The following is a 23,037-nucleotide window of genomic DNA, read 5'->3' as shown; positions in this document are numbered from 1 at the left end:
GCATATGCAGACCTGCATGTTTCATAAGCAACGTGCGCTGCCTCGACCCCGTCGTGGCACCGCGCTCAGGCGCGCGTCACCATCGACACGATCGTCCCGGCCAACTCACGCTGTGCCTGCGCCTCGGTGATGTCGCCGTTGACGGCGGCATACGACACGCCTTCCGCCGCACCCAGCATTGCCCATAACCCGGCCGACGGCAGCGTGCCCGCACGCGCGAACGGCGCCAACAGCGCGCGGCATTGCTCGATGAACACCGTCTCGTACTCGCGCTTGACGCGCGCCAGCTCCGGCGAGCCGGCCAGCGCCGCCACCACGCCGGGAATCTCGCGCCCCTGGGTCTGCACGCACGCCACGTATGCCTGTGCGATCACGTCGGCTTTTTCCTGCAGCGTCGGGCCGGCAGCAGCAAGTGCCGCCTGCAACACCAGGTCCTGGCGCTGGTCGAAATCGCGGTACAGGGCGGCCAGCAAGCCGGCGCGGGTGCCGAAATGGTCATACACCACCGGCTTGGTCACGCCGGCGCGCTCGGCCAGCCGCCCCAGCGTCAGGGCGTCGGCGCCCTCCTCGCGCACCAGCCGCCAGGCTTCGGTCATCAGTTGCTGCTGACGGTCGGCGCGACTCAGCCGGCGACGGGGCGCGGCATCCACAGCTTCAGGCAGGTGGCTTGACATGGCTATATACCAATCGTAACTTACAGTCCGTAACTTACCAAAAGTATACACCCTCCCCCGCCGCCCGGATCTCCCCATGCACACGTTGATCGTCACCTCCCACCCGAATCCACTGTCCCTTACCCATACCGTGGCCGCGCGGATCCGCGACGTGATCACCAGCGCCAACACCGCCGCCACTGTCGAGATGGCCGACCTGGCCAGCGAAGGCTTCGACCCGCGCTTCACCCAGGCCGACCTGGACGGCCACCAGCGGCGGCAGCCGTTCCCGGACGACGTGCTGGCCGAGCAGGCACGCCTGGACCGCGCCGACACGCTGGTGCTGGTGTTCCCGGTGTACTGGTGGGCGATGCCCGCACAGCTCAAGGGCTGGATCGACCGGGTCTTTTCCAACGGCTGGGCCTACGACGACAGCAGCGGTCGTGTGGAGAAGAAGCTGTCGCGCCTGCAGGTGCATCTGGTCGGCCTGGGCGGCGCGGACCAGCGCACCTGGACCAAACGCGGTTACGAGACCGCCATGAAGACCCAGATCGACACCGGCATCTTCGACTACTGCGGCGCGCCGGCGGTGTCGTCCACGCTATTGCTGGAGGTGGACACCACCGCGCCGGACGCGCACCTGGAGGCCAGCACGGCCCTCGGCCGCGCCATCGCGGCGCGGTGATGGACGGCGCGCAGCAGGGTCAGGCCGCCCCGGCCAGTCACTGCCGGGGCGACGCACTCACTTCGCTGCCGCGTGCCACGCCGCTACTTTGGCCCGGGTCTGTTCCAGCATCGCATCCAGTGCCTTGCGGTCGTACACCTGGCCACGCAGCAGCACGGTGTCGATGCGGCGGGTGGCGTTGATGTCCTGCAGCGGGTTGGCGTCCAACAGCACCATGTCGGCCGCCTTGCCCGCCGCGATGCCGCCGTAGCGATCCAGCAGCCCGAACCACGACGGCCCTGCCCGCGTTGCCGCCGACAATGCCTGCGCGGGGGTCAACCCTTCGGTCACGAACAGGCGCAGTTCGTCGTGCAGGCCAATGCCGGGATAGTTGAACGAATTGAGGAAGCCGGCATCGGTGCCGGCCATGATCGTGACGCCGGCCTGCTGCAGCATCGGCAGCACCGCGGCCACCTGGTGATACTCGCGATGGCGCGCCTCGATCTGCGCCGGCGTCGCCTTGGCCGCACGCTCGACGCGCCAGGCATAGGTCGCCTGCAGCTTGGGACCGATGTAGGCCAGGTACGGATCGTTGGCATGGTCATCCTGGTCGAGGAAATCCAGGATGCGCCCGCCGTTGAGCGTGGGCGTGACGTACACGCCCTTGGCCGCGAAACCGCGGTAGGCCGCCATCGCCGTGGCCGGGTCGAAGCCGGCGTCCAGCTGCCGGTTGGCTTCGGCACGATCGATGCGCTTGTCCGCGAAGGCCGCTGCAATCTCCGCTTCGTTCCTGACCCCGGCCTTGTACGCATAGTCCAGGTGTTCGATGGAGCTGATACCAGCGTCCACCGCCTGCTGCACCGTCAACGCCATTGGAATGTGGCCCGAGGCACGCAGCCCGTTGGCACGCGCGCCACGCACCGCCGCCAGGAACAGGTCCGGGGTCAGCGTGCTGTCGGTGATTTTGACGAAATCGACCTTGTCCTGCTTCAGCCGCACGAAGGCCGCATCCAGATCGGCCTGGTTGCCGACCTCGATGGTGCCCTTCCAGACCGGCTTCACCCCTTCGATCTTGGCGCCGGAGGTAAACAGCTGCGGCCCCATCAGGCTGCCGTCACGGATCTGCCCCCGCCATTGCAGCACCTGCGTTGGCAAGTCGCCGGAGGCGTCCCGGATGGTGGTGATGCCATGGGCGATGTACAGCGGCAGCAGCGCCTTGTTCTCTTCGATCAGTTCCGGACCGCCACCGAAATGCACGTGCATGTCCCACAGCCCGGGAATCAGATACCGGCCCTTGGCCTCCACCTGGCGCGGCGCGCGCCACTGCCGTGCGATCGCCTTGTCCTCGCCGACGGCGACGATATCGGCGCCGCGCACCACCACGCTCTGGTTGGCCTGGGTGCGGGCGTGCTCCACATCGACCACCGTGGCCTGGCGGATGATCAGATCGGCCTGCTCGGCGGAGAACGCCGGCGCGGCCAGCATCAACAGGGTCGGAAGCACGGCACACAGCGAAGGTTTCATGGACGGAGCACGATCAGGGAAGACCGGCCCACCATACGGCGCTGGCGCGGGCATGCACCAGTTAAATCTCGGCATGCCCGACATGCAGCAATCGAATGCACTGCCCGGCAGCGTGCGCGCCGGGCAGTGCCGGCAACCTTAGACTTCGCCCTGCATCGCCGGACGGGCCTGCAGCTGTCCCAACCACTGCTTGACCTGCGGATGCGCCTCGACGTCGGCACCGAAGTAAACGCCGTAGCCCACCACCGACCCCACCACCAGATCGACCAGCGAGTACGTCTCGCCCAGCATCCATTCGCGCCCTGCCAGCCGCGCCTCCAACAGATCCAGCAGCTCGTTGACCCCGGCCAGTGCCGCAGCGGCGTGCTCATGGCTGCGCAACGCCTCGTCGCGGGTGGCCAGCCACAGCCGGTTCAACAGCGCGGCATAGGTCACGTAGGCCCAGGTGGTCCACGACAGCGCCTCCAGGCGTTCGGGCGTGCCGTCCTGCGGCCACAGCCCCTGCGCCACGCCATGCTGCGCGCCCAGCCACTGCAGAATGGCCAGGCCTTCGAACAACGGCGTGCCATCAACCACCAGGCACGGCACCTTGCCATTGGGGTTGATGGCCAGGTACTCGGCCGTGCGCTGTTCGCCGGTGCGGATATCGATGCGGACGCGTTCGTGGGGCACGGCCAGTTCGGCCAGGGCGCAGGCGACAGGGGTGGCACTGGACATGGGGTGCCAATAGAAGACGAGGGACATGCGGAACTCCGTGTAGTTGGACTGGGCGGGACGGTGCAGCCGCAGGGGCCTTGCACCACACCCACAGGCTAGCCACCATTGCGGACATCTTCTGTCCGCGACCGTCGCGCACACTGCCGCCATGCTCACCGCCTCGACCCGCCTGCTCAGCCTGCTGTCCCTGCTGCAATCGCGGCCACACTGGGCGGGTACTGCGCTGGCCGAGCGCACCGGCGTGCATCCGCGCACGCTGCGCCGCGATATCGACCGCCTGCGCCAGCTGGGCTACCCGATCCAGGCCAGCAGCGGCGTGGCCGGCGGGTACGCGTTCCGGGCCGGGCGCGCCCTGCCCCCGCTGCTGCTGGACGACGACGAAGCCCTGGCCACTGCCGTGGCCCTGCGCACCGCGGTGACCGGCACGGTCAGCGGCATCGAGCAGACCGCGATCACCGCCCTGGTCAAGCTCGAACAGGTCATGCCACCGCGCCTGCGCCGACGGCTGGACGCGCTGGGCTCGGCGATCCTGCCGCTGGGACCGTCCGGCCCGGTGGTGGATGCCGGGCTGCTGGCCGTGCTGGCCGGTGCCTGCCGCGACCAGCTGCAACTGCACCTGGCCTACGCCGACCGCAATGACCAGCCCAGCCAGCGCCGCGTGGAACCGCAGGGCGTGGTGCATACCGAGCGCCGTTGGTATCTGGTGGCCTGGTGCACCACCCGCCAGGACTGGCGCACCTTCCGCATCGACCGCATCACCGCCGCCCCGGTGGTCGGCGAGCACTTCAGCCCGCGCGCGGGGCCGGGCGATGGCGACCTGCGCACCTGGGTGACCCAGTCGCTGTCGCTTGCCCAAACCAGTGAGCCGGCGCGGATCATCCTGCACGCACCGTTGGCGGCCATGCGCCGACAGATCCCCGAGGCGGCCGGACAACTGGAACAGCTCGACGCCCAGCGTTGCCTGCTGCGCTGTAGCGCCAACCCGGTGGGCGCCATCGTGTACTGGTTGATGGCGCTGGACCTGGAGTTCGAGGTGCTGGGTCCACCGGAACTGCAGCACAAACTGCGCGACGCCGGGCAACGGGTGGCGCGCAGCCTGGCACGCACGGGCCACTGAGCAGCGCCGGGTTTGCCGCCCCCACCGCGGCATGCTAGAACTCCAGCCCCTGCCAGATGTGGATGGCACCGTGGCTTCCCCCGCAAGACCCCATCGCAGCCTGTTCGATCTGGACCTTCTGCGCGCCATCGTTACCGTCGCCGACTGCGGCAGCTTCACCACGGCGGCCGCGCGCCTGCATTCCACCCAGTCCACGATCAGCCAGAAGATCCGCCGCCTGGAGGACATGGCCGGGCATCCGCTGCTGGTTCGCGGCAACCGTGAAGTACACCCCACCGATGCCGGACAGACCCTGCTCGGCATCGCGCGGCAGATGCTGGCCCTCAACGAGCAGATGCTGGAGGCGCTGGCGGGGGCAACCGTGGCGATCACCGTGCGCCTTGGCGTACCGGAGGATTTCGTCAATGCACGCACCACGCGCCTGCTGGCCAGCTTCAACCGCCGCCACCCGCAGGTGAAGCTGGAGGTCACCAGTGGCTTGAGCCGCGACCTGGCCAGCGGCTACGACCATGGCGAACTGGACCTGGTGCTCATCAAGCAACGCCGTAACAGCCGGCAGGCCGTGGCCTGCTGGCCCGAGCCGATGCGCTGGATCGACAGCGCCCGCAGCCCCTGCATCGACCTGGACCCGATCCCGCTGGTGACCTTTCCGCCGCTCGGGCTGTACCGCGACGATCTGATCGCCGCCGTCGAGGCCATGGGCCGCCGCTGGCGCATCAGCTTCACCAGTTCCAGCCTCAGTGGCATCCAGGGTGCGGTGGCCGATGGCATGGGCATCAGCCTGCTGCCCGCGCGCGCGACCACCGGCGACCATCGCGTACTCACCCGGCGTCATGGCCTGCCGCCGATTGAGAGCATGGAAATCGCCCTGCTGCATCGGCCCAGCGCCGACCCGTTGGTGGCCGAGCTGGCCGCCCGCTTCGCGCGACTGATTGATCGCGAGCGTCGCTGAGCAATGCAGGCGGCATGTCGTGCACATGCCCGCGCCGGGAGCGAACGGCCCGGATAGTGACGGCGCTCGCGAACTGGGCATAGGAATCGTCGCAAATGCGCCCAGAAGGGGCATTGCCGCACAACCAAGCGGGGAGAATTCCGAAACACTCTCCCTCGCGTGCTTTCCTTTGTCCAACAGCAAACAGATCCCATGAGCGGACAGGCCACCCCCTGCACCCTGAAGATCGCCCTGCTCGACGACCACGATGTTGTCCGGCACGGCAGCTTCGTCCACCTTTCCTCCGACCCCCGTTTCGACGTGGTCGGCAGCCACGCGCACAGTGACGACCTGATCGCCACACTGGCGCGAACGCCGGTGGACGTGGCGGTGGTCGACTACACGCTGGCCGGCCACGACCTGGCCGGCAACGACCTGCTGACACTGCTGCGCGACCGCTTTCCGGCGGTCCGCCTGCTGCTGTTCACCGCCCACGCCAGCCGCGTGCTGTTGTCGGCGGTGCTGCGCGTCGGCGCGGCCGGCATGGTGACCAAGACCGAGCGCCTGGACGCCCTGTCCGATGCGGTTGCCCAGGTGGCCAAGGGCCACTGCAGGGTGCCGGCCGAATTCGGCCCGGCACTTCCCGATGCCACCCTGTCACGCAGCGAACGCGATGTACTGCGCTTGTGCCTGTCCGGCTTGACCGTGAGCGAGATCGCCCTGCACCGCCATCGCAGCATCAAGACCATCAGCACCCAGAAGCACGCCGCGTTCCGCAAGCTGGGCCTGCGCAGTGATCGCGACCTGTTCACCCTGCGCCCGCAACTGGCGCCGCTGTGACCGGGCCGTGGCACTGCCTGCTGGTGATCGCGCTGCTGGCGGCGCCTCTGCCCGCGAACGCGAACGCCAACGGCGCCGCCGCACCACGCACGGTGCGGGTGGCGCTGGATCCAGGCCAGTACCGCACGCTGGCGCGCGAGGCGATGCCCGCTCGCCACGCCAGCCTGGCGCACGGCTACGCCGCGCTGGTCACGGAACAGACCGGGCTGCACTTCAACGAGCACATGGAGCCCTCCAGCCGGGCGGCCGTGCAGGCGTTGTGCGACCACCGCGCCGACCTGATGCTGATGGTCGGCCTGCCCGAGCAGCCGCCCTGCGCGCTGGCCGCCTCGCCAGCCTATTACCGCGGCGAGGCATTGCTGGCCAGCCGGCACGCCAAACGGGCGCAAGTGGTGCTGGACGACGGCGCAGCGCATCGCATCGCCGTGGTCCGCGGCAGCCGCTACGGCAGCTGGCTAAGCCGGCACTACCCGCAACTGCAGGTGATCGCGGTGGCCGACCTGCCCGATGCACTCTCGGCGGTGGAAACCGGCGTCACCGACGCCGCGCTCGGGCTGGACGTACTGATGCGACCGCTGGTGCGCCGCGAGTTCGACACGCTGCTGCTGCACAGCGCCCCGGACGACCTGCCCGCCTCGATCCACCTGGTGGCGCGCCGCACCGATAACGCGATGATCGATGAGATCGATGCGGCGATGCAGGCGATCACCCCGCAGCAACACGCCCAGGTCTTGCAACGCCTGGCCCGCACCACCTACCTCAGCATTCCACCGCTGGGCACCCTGATCCGGCACTACCAGTGGCAGGCCCTCACTGCCGGCGCCCTGCTGTCGTTGCTGCTGGCCTCCGCTTTCTGGCTGCTGCGCACCCAGCAGTCCGCGCAGCGCAACGAGCGCCGGCAGGCGCGCTTCATCGGCGTGATGAGCCACGAGGTGCGCAACGCCGCGCAGGCACTGGTGGCGTCGGTGGACCTGCTGAGTCAATCCGGCCTGGACCCGGGCCAACGCCAGCTGGTCAACGCCGCGCGTGCCGCCGGCACAGGCCTGCGCCACCTGCTGGGCCATGCGCTGGACTATTCGCGGATGGCCGCCGGTCAGTTCCAGCCCGCACCGGACTGGCACGACGTGCAGCAGCTGGCCAGCGACTGCATCGCCGCGGTGTACCCGAGCGCCCACGCCAAGGGCTTGCAACTGCACCTGCAGCTGCGCCCGGACCCCTTGCCGCCGCTCTGGATCGACGCCGCCGCCCTCCGCCAGATTGTGAACAACCTGCTGGGCAATGCACTGAAATTCACCACAGAGGGCAGCATCGACGTGGACCTGTCGGTGCAGCAACGGGCCAATGGCACCGAACTGCAGCTGACCATCAGCGACACCGGCATCGGCATTCCTGCCGAACGCCAGGCCAACGTATTCAAGCCCTTTGCGCAGGGCCATGCGGACAACGCCGCCGACGCGAGCGGCACCGGGCTGGGCCTGTCGATCTGCCGGGATCTGGTGGCGGCCCTGCAGGGTCGGATCGCACTGCACAGCACGCCCGGCCACGGCAGTCGATTCGACGTCTGGCTGCCCACCTGCATGCCACCCCCGTTGCCGGACGCACCCCCCGCCCCACTGGCCGGCCGCACCCTGCTGCTGGTCGAAGACCACCTGCTGACCCGCACCTTCGTTGCCCGGCAGCTGCGCGCGCTCGGTGCCACGGTACAGGCCTGCGCCGACGGTGCCAGCGCCCTGCGCATGCAGCAGGCCGCGCCCAGCACGGTGGTACTGATCGACTGCGACCTGAAGGATATGAGTGGCTACCAGCTGGCCACGCGGCTGCGCGCCAACGAGGCGTTGCAGCCCGGCCCGCCGGCACGCCTGTTGGCGTTCTCCGGGTCCAGCTCGCCGGCGCATGTGCAGCGTTGCCGTGCCAGTGGCATGGACGCGGTGTTGTACAAGCCACTGGACCCCGCGCAGCTGCTGGCAGTACTGGATGTGGAGGTGGCGCCGGCGTCAGGCGGCAGCCAGGCCGTGGACAACGACGACCCGATGTGGGCGCCGTATATGCACTCCCTGCAGGAGGAGCTGGCGGCGCTTGAGCAGGCGCGCGACCAGCAACAGGGCACTGCACTGCGCCGGCATGCACATCGGCTGGCCGGGGTGTTGCGCATGCTGGGGCGCGAGGCGCTGGCCGATACCGCCGCAGACCTGCACGAACTGCCGTTGGATGCGCCCGCCGACTGGGACGAAGCGGACCGGCTGCTGGCTCACCTGCGCACGCACGCGAGCGTACTGGCGCGTGAGCGCCTTACTTGAGCTGCAAGGGGTAACGCTGCCACAGCACATGCACCAGGAACCCGGTCAACTCCGGGTCCTTGCTGCTGATCGCCGCGCGGATCTTGTCCAGCAGCACCATGTCGCTGCAGCTGCGCACATCGGCGTGATCGGCCTGGCCGGCGCGACGCGCACGGTAGCGTGCCGCGCGTTGTGCATCGGTCATCGCATAGCCGAACGTGGGCGGACGGCCGCGCTTGCGCGGCAGCATCAGCTCCAGGGTGCCGGGGTCTTGTTCATCGCGCATGACGGACGAAGATGCAAACGGGGGCGCGCACGATATCGTGAGACATCACTTTAATCCAGCCTTTTGCGCGGTTTTCTGCGTTTTGCCTTCAGCGCGCCGCTTCGGCAAGGCGCGCGCCCAGCCACACCAGCAGCATTCCGCCGACCAGGGTGACGCCCAGATACAGCGGCACCATCGCGCCGCGACCGGCACGGGCGAACACCAGCGTTTCCATCATCAGGGCCGAGAACGTGGTCAGCCCGCCCAACAGGCCCACGATCAGGAACGCGCGCCAGTACGCCGCCTGGCTGCCGCGGCTCTGCAGCCACATCATCAGGTACCCGGCGGCAAAGGCGCCCACCAGGTTGGCGGTCAAGGTTCCCCACGGGAACCCGCTGCCGAACTGACGCAGCATCGCGTCGCCGATCATGAAGCGCAGCGCTGCGCCCAGCGCGCCGCCGGCCATCACCAGCCCCAACTGCTGCCACCAGAGGGTAAGACCGTCCATCACTTCCCACTCTTGTCGGCGCGCGCCTGTTCGCGCGCGGCACGCAGCCGGTCCAGCTTCTCCTTCAGCTTGATTTCCAGCCCGCGCGCCACCGGTTGGTAGTACACGCGCTCGCCCAGTGCATCCGGGAAGCCGGTCTGATCCAGTGCAATGCCGCCCTCCACATCGTGGTCGTACTGGTACTCCGCGCCATAACCCAGATTCTTCATCAGCTTGGTCGGCGCATTGCGCAGATGCAGGGGCACTTCTTCGGTGCCGCTTTGGCGGACGTCGGCCTTGGCCTGGTTGAAGGCGGCATAGCCGGCATTGGACTTGGCGGTGCTGGCCAGGTACAGCACCAGCTGGGCGAAGGCCAGTTCACCCTCCGGACTGCCCAGCCGCTCGTAGATGTCCCAGGCTTCCAACGCCATCGACTGCGCGCGCGGGTCGGCCAGGCCGATATCCTCGATCGCCATGCGGGTCAGGCGCCTGGCCAGGTAGGACGGGTCGCAGCCACCGTCCAACATGCGCGTCAGCCAGTACAGCGCGGCGTCGGGGTTGGAGCTGCGCACGGATTTGTGCAGCGCCGAAATCTGGTCGTAGAACTGTTCGCCGCCCTTGTCGAACCGCCGCGTGCGGTCGGCCAGCACCTGCTGCAACATTTCCGGCGTGATACTGCCGCCGTCGCCACCGGCCAGTTCCGCGGCGATTTCGAGCAGGGTCAGTGCGCGGCGCACGTCGCCGTCGGCGGCCGTGGCGATTTCCAGCAGCGACTCGGCCGCCACCTGCACCGGATCGGCCGCCAGCCCACGCTCGGTATCGCCCAGCGCGCGTTCCAGCGCCTCCACGATATCGGCCGGCGACACCGCTTCCAGCACATGCACGCGGCAACGCGACAGCAGCGCGGAGTTCAGCTCGAAAGACGGGTTTTCGGTGGTGGCGCCGACGAACACGATGGTGCCGCGCTCGATGTGCGGCAGGAACGCATCCTGCTGGGCCTTGTTGAAGCGGTGCACCTCGTCCACGAACAGCACCGTGCGGCGCCCCTCGGCGAACCGCTGCGCTGCTTCGGCCAGCACCTGACGCACCTCGGGCAGCCCGGACAGCACCGCCGAGATGGCGCGGAACTCGGCATCGGCGTAATGCGCCAGCAGCAGCGCCAGGGTGGTCTTGCCGCAGCCCGGCGGCCCCCACAGGATCATCGAGTGCACATGCCCGGATTCGACCGCGCGGCGCAATGCACTGCCCGGCGCGAGCAGGCGCTTCTGCCCCACCATCTCGTCCAGCGTCTGCGGGCGCATCCGCTCGGCGAGCGGACGCATGTTGTCCCGATCCACGGTCAGTAGATCGGGCCCATTGAATGTCGTTCGATTTCTGGCCACGCACCTATTCTACCGTGGCCCGACGTGCGACTGGCCGCCGCGCCAACGACGGAGGCAGCCCGTAGCGCCGGGCTCTGCCCGGCCGCCGTTGATCGCGCGGATGGGCGTGGCAGCCCGTAGCGCCGGGCTCTGCCCGGCTGCCGTTGATCGTGCGGCGTGGCCGCAGCCGGGCAGAGCCCAGAGCTACGGGATGCAATCGCGCGGATGGACGCGGCCGTGGCCGCAGCCGGGCAGAGCCCGGCTCTACTCGCCGATGACGTCGGTGCCCTTGGGCGGCGCAAAGCTGAAGGTGCCCGCGGCGAAGGACGGGTTGCGCTTCCAGCCGGTGAAGGTGATCACCGTGCGCTGACCCACCGCATCCACCACTTCCATCCGGGCCAGGCCCTGCGCATTGAAGCCCAGCGCGGCGTACTGGAAGGCGGTATCGGTCTCGCGCTTGGGGCTCAGGGCCAGCCACTGCAGACCGTCACGAGCGGCCGCTTCCTCACTGACGTCGTACTGCTTGTCCAGCAATGCCGGGTTGATCAGCGCGGTGAGCGGGCTGTTCTGCTCCTCGGCGCCCTGCGCACGGACCGTGGCCTGCTCCAGGTCCTTTTCATACACCCAGACCTTCTTGCCATCGGCCACGATCAGCTGCTCGTGCGGCTTGATGTATTCCCAGCGGAACAGGCGCGGCGCCGACAGCGCGACGCGGCCGCTGGTGTTTTCCTTGACCTTGCCCTTGCTGTCGAACACCTGCTGGCTGAACTGCCCATCCAGGCCCTTCAGCCCCTGGGTGAAGCGGTTGAGCTCATCACGGGCGCCGGCCCAGGCAGACGCTGAGCCCACGCTGGCCATGACCAGGGTGGCGGCAACCAGGTAGCGACGGAAAGTGGTGTGCATGCGCGGTATCCGAACAGATGGGAAGGATGAAGTGAAGTGTGCCCAGCCAAACCTGAATGGGCGATCAGGGATAGTATGCGCCGCGCCGTCGCGCCCCGCCTACCGGCGACACATGGTCAGGGGCTGACCTGCACGGTCTTCAGGTCGCCGTACACCACCTGGCCACGGAACCCGCGCCGGACCTGCTGATAGAGCGCGCGGAAGGCCGGGTAATCCCGCGCCTCGCACAGCGCCTGCGGCCCGCGCACCGCGCGCTGGTGCAGGCGATGGCGGGCGGTGATGACCTGGCCGTCGCGGGTCCAGTCCAGCCGGTACTCACCGGCGGCGTTGCGGAACTGCTGGCCGCGCGGGATCGCCACGATCGGCACGCCGGCCGGGAACTGCAGCCGGTAGGTTTCCTCGCGCAGGCTGTCGGTGCAGTAGAACGGGGTGTCGTTGGTCGGTGCCGAGGTGGTGGTGTAGATGTCACGGAACGACTCGCCCCCGGGCGCATCCGGCAGCGGCATGCCGCCCACCGCACCGAAGTCCACGTAGTCGCTGGCATGGAAGTCGTACCGGTAGTTGAACGGCCGGGTGAGGTCCTGCGGATCACCGAGCAGGGTCAACGTGCCACTGCCGTCGAACCCGGACGAGGCCATGATCGACTCCTCCACCCGGGCGCGGTTCTGCGCGTTGAGCCGGGCGAAGGAGCCGCGCATGCCGATCTCGCTGATTTCGCTGGGCTGCTGCACCGTCTGCCCGCTCAGGTTGCCGGCCGCATCGAAGCGGAAGCCCACCTCCAGCCCGTTGCCGTTGCGCGACGCATCGTTTTCCGGCGTACGCGCCACGGTTGCCTGGCGGGTCAGCAGTACCGGCGCGCCCAGGTCGCCGTCGGGCAACTGGCCAAAGCGCGCGTAGGCGCTGGTGGAATCCAGGTACAGGTCGAACTCGGGGATGTAGGTAATGGCGTGATTGAAGCGCCCCAGCAGCGGAATCGCCGGCAGGGTCGGCCCGCCGCCGGCGCCGATCAGCACCGGCGTACTCTGGATGCCGCGCGCCGCCAGCAGCGCTTCCAGGATCACCACGTGGTCCTTGCAGTCGCCGTAGTGGTTGTCGAGGATGCTCTGCGCCGGGTTCGGCTCCAACCCGCCGTTGCCCAGGTACACCGCCACGTAGCGGATGTTCTGGGACACCCACCGATACAGTGCGGCGGCCTGCTCGCGGCGGTCGTCGATACCGGCGGTGACCTGGTCCGCCAGCGCCTGGATGCCGGGCGTCACTTTCGCCGCCTCGCCGCCCTTGAGCTGGTAGGCGCGGGCCACCTGGGCCCAGTCGCGGTAGGTGCTGGCCATGATGGTCGGGCTGAACTCCCAGGCGGCTGCCGACCAGTTCTGGGCCTGCATCGGCGTGCGCCGCTGGTACTGCCATTCCCAGTGCGCCTGCCCGTCACGGATCGTGGGGGTGTCACTGCCCTGCACGCCGCGCTGCTGCACCAGCATCGGCATGCTGGCCGGCGCCGACAGCGTCACCCGGGCATCGTCGTACTGGGTGAACACGCTGAAGGTTTCCCACAGGCCGAAATAGCCGGGGAAATAGGGCGTGTTCTGCGTGCGCCGGGTCTGGTACACCACCCGCGTGCCGGGGGCCAGGTTGGGAAACACCACCACCCGCACCTTGCGGTCGGCATACATGGCCGCGGCCGCGCTGGAGTAGCTTTCCTGGGTGTAGATGCGATCGGCTGGCACGTCGCGGCGCTGGCCATCGGCGGTCAACGTATACGCCGCCAGCACGTCCAGCGTCTCCATCTTCTCGCTGTAGCTCAGGCGCACCTGGCTGAACTGCTCGACGGCCGCCTTGGTCTTGAGCAGGATCTCGTACTCTTCGGTCTGCACGTTGCCCGCATCGGGGCGCACGGCATAGTCGGCGCGATAGCGCACGAAACTGAAGTTGTTGCTGGCCTGCGCGTCGGTGCCCTGCTCCCCTGGCGCGGCTGCCGCCGGAGACGCGGCCGGCACTGCCGGCGTCACATCGGCATGCGCGGTGGCCGCCGTCAGCGCCAGCCCGCCCACCATCAACCAGACCATCCGCTTCATTGCGCTTCCTTGGGAGGGGTGCCGGTGACAGGTGCCCGGCGAAGAGTGCCGGGTGTCGCCGGGTGATGACCCGCCGGGTAGCGCCCCGGTGGACCGGCCGGGCAGAGCCCGGCGTTACTTGGGTGGCGGCGGCGCCAGCACGCTGCGGTCGCCATTGTGTTCGGGCGGACTGACCACGCCGGCCATTTCCATCGCTTCGATGAGGCGCGCGGCGCGGTTGTAGCCGATCTTGAGCCGGCGCTGCACGCCGGAGATCGAGGCGCGACGGGTCTCGGTGACGATGCGCAGCGCTTCGTCGTACAGCGGGTCGGACTCGTCGCCGGCACTGCTGCTGGCTTCGGGCAGGCCACCGGCGCCCACCACCACGCCGTCGCCCATCATCTGCACTTCGTCCAGGACGCCGCTGATGTAGTCGGCCGGGCCGCTGGCCTTGAGGTGCTCGACCACGCGATGCACTTCCTCGTCGGACACGAACGCGCCGTGCACACGATCCGGCAGCGCGGTGCCGGGCGGCAGGTACAGCATGTCGCCGTGGCCCAGCAGCGTTTCGGCGCCGGACTGGTCCAGGATGGTGCGCGAATCGATCTTGGAGCTGACCTGGAAGCCGATGCGGGTGGGAATGTTGGCCTTGATCAGACCGGTGATCACGTCCACCGACGGGCGCTGGGTGGCCAGGATCAGGTGGATGCCGGCTGCACGCGCCTTCTGCGCCAGGCGTGCGATCAGCTCTTCGACCTTCTTGCCGACGATCATCATCATGTCGGCGAATTCGTCGATGAAGATCACGATGAACGGCAGCGTTTCCAGCGGGCGCGGGGCTTCGCCCAGTTCCGGGTTCGGCTTGAATAGCGGGTCCATCATCGGCTGCCCGGCATCCTCGGCATCCTTGACCTTCTTGTTGAAGCCGGCCAGGTTGCGCACGCCCACCGCGCTCATCAACTTGTAGCGCCGCTCCATTTCGGCCACGCACCAGCGCAGGCCGTTGGCGGCTTCCTTCATGTCGGTCACCACCGGTGCCAACAGGTGCGGGATGCCCTGGTAGACGCTCAGTTCGAGCATCTTCGGGTCGATCATCAGCATCCGCAGGTCTTTCGGCGAGGCCTTGTAGAGCAGGCTCAGCACCATGGCGTTGACCGCCACCGACTTGCCCGAACCGGTGGTACCGGCCACCAGCAGGTGCGGCATGCGCGCCAGATCAGCCACGGTCGGGCGCCCGGCGATGTCCTTGCCCAGCGCCAGGGTCAGCGGGCTGGCCGACTTGTCGTACTCCTTGGAGCGCAGCAGTTCGGACAGGTAGATCATCTCGCGGGTGACGTTGGGGATTTCCAGGCCGACCACTGACTTGCCCGGAATCACATCGACCACGCGCACCGACTTGACCGACAGCCCGCGCGCGATGTCCTTGTCCAGCGAGCTGATCTGGCTGACCTTGATGCCCGGTGCCGGTTCGATCTCGAAGCGGGTGATCACCGGGCCCGGGTACGCGCCCACCACCTGTGCCTCGATGCGGAAGTCCTTGAGCTTGAACTCGATCTGCCGCGACAGGGTTTCCAGGGTGTCCTCGTCGTAGCCCTTGGGCTGCGGCTTGGGATCGTCCAGCAGCGCCAGCGGCGGCAGGTCCGAGCCATCGCCGTTGACGCCGCGGAACATGGGAATCTGGGTCTCGCGCTTGGCACGGTCACTCTTTTCCAGCACCGGCTCGGGACGCGGCTCGATCTTGACCGGCTCGCGCTTGGCACGCACCTCGGCATCGACCTTGCGCACTTCCTGGCGCTCCTCGCGCATGGCGCGGGTCTGCTGCCACTCGGTGGCCTGCTCTTTCTTCTTGTTGAACAGCGGCGGCAGCGCCAGCACCCAGCGTCCGATCTTCTCCATCACCACGAACCAGGAGATGCCGGTGGCCAGGGTGATCGAGGCCAGCAGCAGCACCAGCACGAACAGGTTCGCGCCGAGCGCGCCGAAACCGGCACTGAGCGAGTTGCCCACCAGCCGCCCGAGAATGCCACCGGCATGGGCCACATCGCCGGTGAACAGCCGCACGTGCAGGAAGCCGGTGCCGGCGATCAGGAAGCCGACCAGGCCAACCAGGCGCAGCGCCGGGTCCAGGTCATGCTCGCCCTTGCTCTCGCGCTTGAGGCCGAACATCGCGATCCAGGCCAATGCGCCGAGCACGATCGGCAGCACGAAGGCGATGTAGCCGAACAGCTGCAGCAGCACATCGGCGATCCAGGCGCCCACGCGGCCGCCCATGTTGTGCACCGGGGCCACCACGCTGCCGGTATGCGACCAGCCCGGATCGGCGGCCGAATAGGTGAACAGACTGGCCACCAGATAGAGCAGCGCCGGGGCGATCGCGATCAGGCCGAGGTCGCGCCACAGCCGTTGGCGACGCGGATTGTCGGCAGGCGCAGGCGCGGCTGCCGCTTTGCGCGACGGTTTGCTGTCGGGAGACTTGGACCGTTCCGGGAGCTGCTTCGCCACCTTAGACCACACCTTGGGAATGCACTGTTAGTGCTTGATAATAAACGACTGGCAGGCACCCCGGTAGGTCTCGGCCACGGGTGGGCACGCGCGCAAGGCCCGGCCCGTGTCAAAACTCCGGCACGGGGACCCGCCACACGCCCTGCAGGTTCCACCGTTCCACCGTTCACCTTGAATCGCCCTGCCCCTGCCGCCACTCTATGACCTGTCCCGGACGTCCCGCAATGCACCGCCGGCGCCCCACCCCATCACCTTTACGCGAGTCTACATGAGCAATTCCACGCCCTCCCGCCACCAGAAGCTCGTCATCCTCGGCTCCGGCCCGGCCGGCTGGACCGCCGCCGTCTACGCCGCCCGCGCCAACCTCAAGCCGGTGGTCATCACCGGCCTGCAGCAGGGTGGCCAGCTGATGACCACCACCGAAGTGGACAACTGGCCGGGCGATGCACATGGCCTGATGGGTCCGGACCTGATGGCGCGCATGCAGGCCCACGCCGAGCGCTTCGAGACCGAGGTGATCTTCGACCACATCCACACCGCCGACCTGGCCCAGCGGCCGTTCCGGCTGATCGGCGACAGCGCCGAGTACACCTGCGACGCGCTGATCATCGCCACCGGCGCCACCGCCAAGTACCTGGGCATTCCGACTGAAGAGGAATTCAAGGGCCGCGGCGTGTCCGCCTGCGCCACCTGCGACGGCTTCTTCTACCGTGACCAGGACGTGGTCGTGGTCGGCGGCGGCAACACTGCCGTGGAAGAGGCGCTGTACCTGTCCAACATCGCCCGCAAGGTCTACCTGGTCCACCGTCGCGACACCCTCAAGGCGGAAAAGATCATGCAGGACAAGCTGTTCGCCAAGGTTGCCGCGGGCAAGATCGAGACCGTGTGGCACCACCAGGTGGACGAAGTGCTGGGCAACGAAGCCGGTGTCACCGGCGTGCGCGTGAAGTCGACCCTGGACGGCAGCACCCGCGACATCGAGGCCCACGGCTTCTTCGTGGCCATCGGCCACCACCCCAACACCAGCCTGTTCGAGGGTCAACTGACCATGAACAACGGCTATCTGGACATCCGCTCGGGCCTGGGCGGCAATGCCACCCAGACCTCGGTGGAAGGCGTGTTCGCCGCCGGCGACGTCGCCGACCAGCACTACCGCCAGGCGATCACCTCGGCCGGCTTCGGCTGCATGGCCGCGCTGGACGCCGAGCGCTACCTGGACGCGAAGGGCATGGCCAGCTGAGTCGGGCCCCAGCCGCTTCAAAGGAGAAGGCCGGCGCGGAAGCGTCGGCCTTTTTCATGGCGCCCCATCACGCACCCGCTTCCCACCGCTCTGCCCTATCCTCCCCACATGCCCGATCCACGCTTCCTGCATCGTCTGTCCGATGTCCCCGCCACCGCTTGGGACGCCCTCCATGACGGCAGCAACCCGTTCGTCAGCCATGCCTTCCTGGCCGGCCTGGAAGACCATGGCTGTCTGCGCCCGGAATGGGGCTGGCGACCGCGCCATTTCACGCTATGGGAGGGCGACACGCTGGTCGCCGCCCTCCCGGGCTACCTGAAGGACAACTCGCACGGCGAGTTCGTGTTCGACCACGCCTGGGCCAACGCCTACGCGCGCCACGGCCTGGACTACTTCCCGAAGTGGCTGGGGGCGGTGCCGTACTCGCCCGTGACCGGGCCGCGGCTGCTGGCGCGCGAGGATGCCGACCGCGCCGTGCTGGCCGAGCGGCTGCGTACCGAAGTGGCGCGCATGGGCTGGTCGTCGGCGCACATCAACTTCCATCCGGCCGAAGAGGAGGCTGCGTTCGGACCGGGCTGGATGCTGCGCGAGGACATCCAGTTCCAGTGGCACAACACCGGCCAGTGGCGCGAGTTCGGCGACTTCCTGGCGGCGATGAACCACAAGCACCGCAAGAACATCCGCCAGGAGCGCGCCAAGCTGGCACGCAGCGGTGTGACCTATCGGATCGTGCATGGCGATGAAGCCAGCGAAGACGACCTGCTGGCAATGCACGGCTTCTACCTGCAGACCTTTGCCGAGTACGGCAACGCACCGGCACTGACCCTGCCGTTCCTGCGCCACCTGGCCGCCCGGATGCCGCGCCAGCTGGTGATTTTTTTGGCCCTGATCGACGACGCGCCCGTGGCCGGCGCGCTATGCCTGCGCGGCACCACCACGCTGTATGGGCGTTACTGGGGCGGGGCCACCCTGCCCGGCCTGCATTTTGAAACCTGCTACTACCAGGGCATCGAGTACTGCCTGCGCGAAGGCCTGGCGCATTTCGAGCCTGGTGCGCAGGGCGAGCACAAGCTGGCGCGTGGCTTCCTGCCGCAGACGGTGCGCAGCCGCCACTGGGTAGCCGAGCCCGCCTTTGCCGAAGCGCTGGCTGACTGGTGCGGGCACGAGCGCGACGAGGTGGCGCGCTATGCGCAGACCTTGGCCGGACACAGTCCATTCAAATCCGAAGACCCGGTATGACCCGCCGCCTGCCCTGGGCGCTGGATGCGCGCGCCGATGCCCCCTTCCCCCCTGCCGAAACCGCGCTGCGCGAACCGGACGGGCTGCTGGCCGTCGGCGGTGACCTGACGCCGGTGCGCCTGCTCAATGCCTATGCCGGCGGCGTCTTTCCGTGGTTTTCCGACGGGCAGCCGCTGCTGTGGTGGTCGCCGGATCCGCGCATGGTGTTCCGCACCGACGGCGTGCATCTGTCGTCGCGGTTCCGCCGCAGCCTGCGCGCCAGCCCGTGGGTGGTGCGTGCCGACACCTGCTTTGCCGAGGTGATCGGCGCCTGCGCGGGCAGTTTTCGCCCGGGCCAGGACGGCACGTGGATCACCGAGGGGATGCGCGACGCGTATGTGGCCCTGCACCGGATGGGGCACGCGCATTCGGTGGAAGTGTTCGATGGCGAGCAGCTGGTGGGCGGCATCTACGGCGTGGCGATCGGGCAGATGTTCTTCGGGGAGAGCATGTTCAGCGCTGCCAGTGGCGGCTCCAAGGTGGCGCTGGCGGCGTTGGCCCATCGCTTGGCACAGTGGGGCTGGCCACTGATCGATGCCCAGGTGGAGAACGATCACCTGCTGAGCATGGGGGCCGAACACTGGCCGCGTGAGCGCTTCCTGGCACTGGTTCGGGCGCAGGTGCGCCAGGACGTGCCGGCCGGCAGCTGGACGGAGCGGTTTGGTGAGATGGCCGCTGCGGCGCTGGCCTAGCCGGGATCGTGAGGCGCCGGCCAGCGTCAGACATTGTGGTGAGCCGGCCAGCGGCCGGCGTCGGCTGGCGCGTCAGACATTGTGGTGAGCCGGCCAGCGGCCGGCACTACCGGTCCGTGGATCGGGTTGCAGCGTCCGACATCGTCGCAACCCGGTCCATGGACTGGGTTGCGGTGGGTGTGCCGAGGCGGTGAATGGCCGGTAAACCGGGCCGCTTAACGCAAACTTTGCATGAACGGGCGAACCCGCGTAAAATGCCCGCTCTTAAGGCCAGCTCGGCCGTTTACAGAACTGCACAGGACTACATGTCGAAAGACGACTCCATCGAGTTCGAAGGCACCGTCAGCGAGACGCTGCCGAACACCACTTTCCGCGTACGACTGGAAAATGGGCATGAAATCATCGCCCACATCTCCGGCCGCATGCGCAAGAACTACATCCGCATCCTGACGGGCGACCGTGTCAAGGTCGAAATGACGCCCTACGACCTGACCAAGGGCCGTATTACGTACCGCATGAAGTAAGCGGTTCGGGGCGGCTTCCCAACAGAAGCCCCGCCAGAAGGCCAGCCAGGAGCTGGCCTTTTTGCGTGGCCGCGATGAAAGCGGCCACCCCTGCCAAGCGGCACCCTGACCCTGTGCACCCTGACATCGGTAAGGCTGCCTTGCCGCAGATTCGCACTGGCGCGTCACCCGGCACTCTGGTTGTCGATCCAATCCGGATCGCCATCCCCCGGCCCCTGCCATGAAGACCCTGTCCCTGCTCAGCCTGCTGGCCTGCACCTGCCTTGCCACTGCGGCCCAGGCTGCCGAACCGGTGCCCGCTGCCGATACCGCCTGCATCACGCTGTCGGCCGACCAGCAGATCGTGCGCGCCGGCGCCGACCGCGACATCCTGCTGCGCAACGCCGACCAGCACTACATCGTGCGCTTCAAGGACAGCTGCACCAGCGCCGCACAGAGCTCGGACCTGCGCTTTGTCACCCCCGAGCGCGACGGGCAGCTGTGCAGCGGCGGCGCCAGCAGCCTGCGCACCAAAACGCAGAAGTGCGCCGTGACCGAGGTAGAGCCGATCACGCCGCAGCAGTTCGGTGCGCGGGCGCGCGCACGGCGCTGAGCACTGGGATCGGCGCCCATGAAAAAGCCCCTTGCGGGGCCTTTTCATGGCATGCCTGCTGCGTCAGCGCAGCAGGCACCAGCCCGGCGCGATCACGCACCGGTCAACTGTCACGACCCACGGTCGTAACCTACACCGTTGCCGGCAACAGGCGCTCCGGCTCGGCCTGCGTTTCCACGAACAACTCGTCGTCGCGCACGTCGATGCTCACCCGGCCACCGTTGACCAGCTTGCCGAACAGCAGTTCGTCGGCGAGCGGACGCTTGACCTTGTCCTGGATCACACGCGCCATCGGGCGGGCGCCCATCAGCGGGTCGAAGCCATGGCGGGCCAGCCAGTCGCGCGCGGTCGGGGTGGCCGACAGGCTGACGTGCTTTTCCTGCAACAGCATTTCCAGCTCGATCAGGAACTTGTCCACCACGCGCAGGATGTGCTCGAAGCCCAGCGGCTGGAACTGCACCACCGCATCGAGGCGGTTGCGGAATTCCGGCGTGAAGCTCTTGCGCAGGATTTCCATCGCGTCGGTGGCGTGATCCTGGCGGGTAAAGCCGATCGAACGCCGCGAGGCCTGGGCCGCGCCGGCATTGGTGGTCATCACCAGCACCACGTTCTTGAAGTTGGCTTCGCGCCCGTTGGTGTCGGTGAGCACGCCACGGTCCATGACCTGCAGCAGGATGTTGAAGATGTCCGGGTGGGCTTTTTCCACCTCGTCCAGCAGCAGCACGCAGTGCGGGGTCTTGACGATCTTCTCGGTGAGCAGGCCGCCCTGGTCGAAGCCGACATAGCCCGGGGGCGCACCGATCAGGCGGCTGATCGAATGCGGCTCCATGTACTCGCTCATGTCGAAGCGCACCAGCTCGATGCCCAGCTGCAGCGCGAGCTGCTTGGTCACCTCGGTCTTGCCCACACCGGTGGGACCGGCGAACAGGAAGTTGCCGATCGGCTTTTCCGGGTTGGCCAGGCCGGAACGGGCCAGCTTGATCGCCGACGACAGCGTCTCGATGGCCGGATCCTGGCCGAAGATCACCATCTTCAGGTTGCGCTCCAGGTGCTGCAGCACGTCCTTGTCGGTGGCGCTGACCTGCTTGGCCGGGATACGCGCCATCTTAGCCACGATCGTTTCGATTTCCTCGATGTCGATCAGCTCCTTGCGCTCGCCCTCGGGCAACAGGCGCTGGCGGGCGCCGGCTTCGTCGATCACGTCGATCGCCTTGTCCGGCAGCAGGCGGTCACCGATGTGCTTGACCGACAGGTCCACCGCGGCCTGCAGCGCATCGTCGGCGTAAGTCACGCCGTGGTGCGCTTCGTAACGCGGCTTGAGGCCCTGCAGGATCTCGTAGGTTTCGCCCACGGTGGGCTCCACGATGTCGATCTTCTGGAAGCGCCGCGCCAGCGCGCGGTCCTTCTCGAAGATGCCGCGGTATTCCTGGAAGGTGGTCGAGCCGATGCAGCGCAGCTCGCCCGACGCCAGGGCCGGCTTGATCAGGTTGGAGGCGTCCATGGTGCCGCCCGACGCCGACCCGGCACCGATGATGGTGTGGATCTCATCGATGAACAGCACCGCGTTGGGCATCTTCTTCAGTGCGGTGAGCACGCCCTTGAGGCGCTTTTCGAAGTCGCCGCGGTACTTGGTGCCGGCCACCAGTGCGCCCAGGTCGAGCGAATAGATGATGGCATCGGCCAGCACGTCAGGCACCGAGCCTTCGACGATGCGCTTGGCCAGGCCTTCGGCGATGGCGGTCTTGCCCACGCCGGCTTCGCCCACGTAGAGCGGGTTGTTCTTGCGGCGGCGGCACAGCACCTGGATGGTGCGCTCGATTTCGTCGCGACGACCGACCAGCGGGTCGATCCGGCCATTGCGGGCGGCCTCGTTGAGGTTGCTGGCAAACTCCGCCAGCGCATCGCCCTTGCCTTCGCCCTCGCCGCCCTCGGCGCGGCCTTCGCCGTCGGCCGCCGGCGGCACTTCGCCGTCTTCGCCCAGCTTGGCGATGCCGTGGGACAGGTAATTGACGATATCCAGCCGGGTCACGTCCTGCTGGTTGAGGTAATACACCGCGTGGGAGTCCTTCTCGCCGAAGATGGCCACCAGCACGTTGGCGCCGGTCACCTCCTTCTTGCCCGAGGACTGCACGTGGTACACGGCCCGCTGCAGCACGCGCTGGAAGCCCAACGTGGGCTGGGTATCGCGGCCATCATCTTCGGCCAGGCGCGAGACCGAGGCCTCGATGGCCTGTTCCAGCTCCTGGCGCAGGCGCTCGGCGTCGGCCCCGCATGCCTTCAACACGGCTTGGGCGGACGGGTTGTCGAGCAGTGCCAGCAGCAGGTGTTCCACCGTCATGAATTCATGCCGGGCCTCACGGGCGCGCTTGTAGCACTGACCGATGGTGTGTTCGAGGTCTTTACTGAACATGTTCTACTCC

Annotated in this window: 20 protein-coding genes; 10 read left to right on the top strand and 10 right to left on the bottom strand. The window is 67.9% G+C overall.

Annotation, left to right across the window (positions count from 1 at the left end; all coding sequences use genetic code 11):
• Nucleotides 1-65 precede the first annotated feature (65 nt).
• Entirely contained in the window at nucleotides 66-596 is a 531-nt protein-coding gene (locus tag ABIA71_RS05130) for a TetR/AcrR family transcriptional regulator (RefSeq protein ID WP_354283652.1), read from the bottom strand.
• 154 nt (nucleotides 597-750) lie between these two features.
• Between ABIA71_RS05130 and ABIA71_RS05125 the strand changes: the two genes are divergently transcribed.
• Complete coding sequence (locus ABIA71_RS05125; protein WP_354283650.1) at nucleotides 751-1,338, top strand: NAD(P)H-dependent oxidoreductase; 588 nt, start codon at nucleotides 751-753, stop codon at nucleotides 1,336-1,338.
• 57 nt (nucleotides 1,339-1,395) lie between these two features.
• Here ABIA71_RS05125 and ABIA71_RS05120 read toward each other — a convergent pair whose 3' ends face one another.
• Nucleotides 1,396-2,841, bottom strand: a complete 1,446-nt coding sequence (locus ABIA71_RS05120) for an amidohydrolase family protein (RefSeq protein WP_354283649.1) — start codon at nucleotides 2,839-2,841, stop codon at nucleotides 1,396-1,398.
• Between the two features lie 138 nt (nucleotides 2,842-2,979).
• The gene (locus ABIA71_RS05115) at nucleotides 2,980-3,585 is read right to left on the bottom strand and encodes a glutathione S-transferase family protein (protein ID WP_354283647.1); all 606 of its coding nucleotides are present in this window, start codon (nucleotides 3,583-3,585) and stop codon (nucleotides 2,980-2,982) included.
• 121 nt (nucleotides 3,586-3,706) lie between these two features.
• On the opposite strand from ABIA71_RS05115, the gene ABIA71_RS05110 reads away from it, so the two are divergent.
• The 4 genes from ABIA71_RS05110 to ABIA71_RS05095 all read left to right on the top strand — a co-directional run bounded on the left by ABIA71_RS05110 (nucleotide 3,707) and on the right by ABIA71_RS05095 (nucleotide 8,743).
• Nucleotides 3,707-4,675, top strand: coding sequence for a helix-turn-helix transcriptional regulator (locus ABIA71_RS05110; protein ID WP_354283645.1), 969 nt, complete (start codon nucleotides 3,707-3,709; stop codon nucleotides 4,673-4,675).
• 70 nt (nucleotides 4,676-4,745) lie between these two features.
• Nucleotides 4,746-5,627, top strand: a complete 882-nt coding sequence (locus ABIA71_RS05105; RefSeq protein WP_354283643.1) for a LysR substrate-binding domain-containing protein — start codon at nucleotides 4,746-4,748, stop codon at nucleotides 5,625-5,627.
• Nucleotides 5,628-5,819: 192 nt separating this feature from the next.
• Entirely contained in the window at nucleotides 5,820-6,446 is a 627-nt protein-coding gene (locus ABIA71_RS05100; RefSeq protein ID WP_354283641.1) for a response regulator, read from the top strand.
• Nucleotides 6,443-8,743: an ATP-binding protein gene (locus ABIA71_RS05095; protein ID WP_354283639.1), complete on the top strand. Its 2,301-nt coding sequence runs from the start codon at nucleotides 6,443-6,445 to the stop codon at nucleotides 8,741-8,743. The genes ABIA71_RS05100 and ABIA71_RS05095 overlap by 4 nt, the downstream gene beginning before the upstream one ends.
• Here the strand turns inward: ABIA71_RS05095 and ABIA71_RS05090 are convergent.
• From ABIA71_RS05090 to ABIA71_RS05065, 6 genes are all read right to left on the bottom strand, one after another.
• Nucleotides 8,736-9,008 carry a hypothetical protein gene (locus tag ABIA71_RS05090; protein WP_038688374.1) on the bottom strand — a complete coding sequence of 91 codons (273 nt, stop codon included), beginning with the start codon at nucleotides 9,006-9,008 and terminating at the stop codon, nucleotides 8,736-8,738. The two genes, ABIA71_RS05095 and ABIA71_RS05090, sit on opposite strands and share 8 nt — an antisense overlap.
• An 88-nt stretch (nucleotides 9,009-9,096) precedes the next feature.
• Nucleotides 9,097-9,495, bottom strand: coding sequence for a fluoride efflux transporter CrcB (gene crcB, locus ABIA71_RS05085; RefSeq protein ID WP_128097962.1), 399 nt, complete (start codon nucleotides 9,493-9,495; stop codon nucleotides 9,097-9,099).
• Nucleotides 9,495-10,796 (bottom strand): replication-associated recombination protein A, encoded by a 1,302-nt coding sequence (locus tag ABIA71_RS05080; RefSeq protein ID WP_354283637.1) that lies wholly within the window; start codon nucleotides 10,794-10,796, stop codon nucleotides 9,495-9,497. The genes crcB and ABIA71_RS05080 overlap by 1 nt, the downstream gene beginning before the upstream one ends.
• A gap of 303 nt (nucleotides 10,797-11,099) precedes the next feature.
• A complete protein-coding gene (lolA, locus tag ABIA71_RS05075; protein ID WP_354283635.1) occupies nucleotides 11,100-11,738 on the bottom strand; it encodes an outer membrane lipoprotein periplasmic chaperone LolA in 639 nt (212 codons plus the stop codon).
• A 116-nt stretch (nucleotides 11,739-11,854) separates the two neighbouring features.
• Nucleotides 11,855-13,810 carry a DUF3857 domain-containing transglutaminase family protein gene (locus ABIA71_RS05070; RefSeq protein ID WP_354283633.1) on the bottom strand — a complete coding sequence of 652 codons (1,956 nt, stop codon included), beginning with the start codon at nucleotides 13,808-13,810 and terminating at the stop codon, nucleotides 11,855-11,857.
• Between the two features lie 114 nt (nucleotides 13,811-13,924).
• Entirely contained in the window at nucleotides 13,925-16,291 is a 2,367-nt protein-coding gene (locus tag ABIA71_RS05065; RefSeq protein ID WP_038688381.1) for a DNA translocase FtsK, read from the bottom strand.
• A 268-nt stretch (nucleotides 16,292-16,559) separates the two neighbouring features.
• Between ABIA71_RS05065 and trxB the strand changes: the two genes are divergently transcribed.
• The 5 genes from trxB to ABIA71_RS05040 all read left to right on the top strand — a co-directional run bounded on the left by trxB (nucleotide 16,560) and on the right by ABIA71_RS05040 (nucleotide 20,617).
• Nucleotides 16,560-17,531: a thioredoxin-disulfide reductase gene (gene trxB, locus ABIA71_RS05060; protein ID WP_354283630.1), complete on the top strand. Its 972-nt coding sequence runs from the start codon at nucleotides 16,560-16,562 to the stop codon at nucleotides 17,529-17,531.
• Between the two features lie 108 nt (nucleotides 17,532-17,639).
• Nucleotides 17,640-18,770 carry a GNAT family N-acetyltransferase gene (locus ABIA71_RS05055; protein WP_354283628.1) on the top strand — a complete coding sequence of 377 codons (1,131 nt, stop codon included), beginning with the start codon at nucleotides 17,640-17,642 and terminating at the stop codon, nucleotides 18,768-18,770.
• Complete coding sequence (aat, locus tag ABIA71_RS05050; RefSeq protein ID WP_354283626.1) at nucleotides 18,767-19,501, top strand: leucyl/phenylalanyl-tRNA--protein transferase; 735 nt, start codon at nucleotides 18,767-18,769, stop codon at nucleotides 19,499-19,501. Before ABIA71_RS05055 ends, aat begins: the two co-directional genes overlap by 4 nt.
• Nucleotides 19,502-19,806: 305 nt before the next feature.
• Nucleotides 19,807-20,025, top strand: a complete 219-nt coding sequence (gene infA / locus ABIA71_RS05045; RefSeq protein ID WP_005409596.1) for a translation initiation factor IF-1 — start codon at nucleotides 19,807-19,809, stop codon at nucleotides 20,023-20,025.
• Between the two features lie 220 nt (nucleotides 20,026-20,245).
• The gene (locus tag ABIA71_RS05040) at nucleotides 20,246-20,617 is read left to right on the top strand and encodes a hypothetical protein (protein WP_354283624.1); all 372 of its coding nucleotides are present in this window, start codon (nucleotides 20,246-20,248) and stop codon (nucleotides 20,615-20,617) included.
• A 130-nt stretch (nucleotides 20,618-20,747) separates the two neighbouring features.
• Here the strand turns inward: ABIA71_RS05040 and clpA are convergent, their stop codons facing one another.
• Nucleotides 20,748-23,027 carry an ATP-dependent Clp protease ATP-binding subunit ClpA gene (gene clpA, locus ABIA71_RS05035; RefSeq protein WP_137189450.1) on the bottom strand — a complete coding sequence of 760 codons (2,280 nt, stop codon included), beginning with the start codon at nucleotides 23,025-23,027 and terminating at the stop codon, nucleotides 20,748-20,750.
• Nucleotides 23,028-23,037 lie beyond the last annotated feature (10 nt).

The organism is Stenotrophomonas sp. 2619, from assembly GCF_040548725.1.
In the GTDB taxonomy this organism is placed as follows: Bacteria; Pseudomonadota; Gammaproteobacteria; order Xanthomonadales; family Xanthomonadaceae; genus Stenotrophomonas; species Stenotrophomonas maltophilia_AP.
The sequence above is the reverse complement of the archived record's forward strand: the minus strand, read 5'-3'. Positions and strand labels throughout refer to the sequence as shown.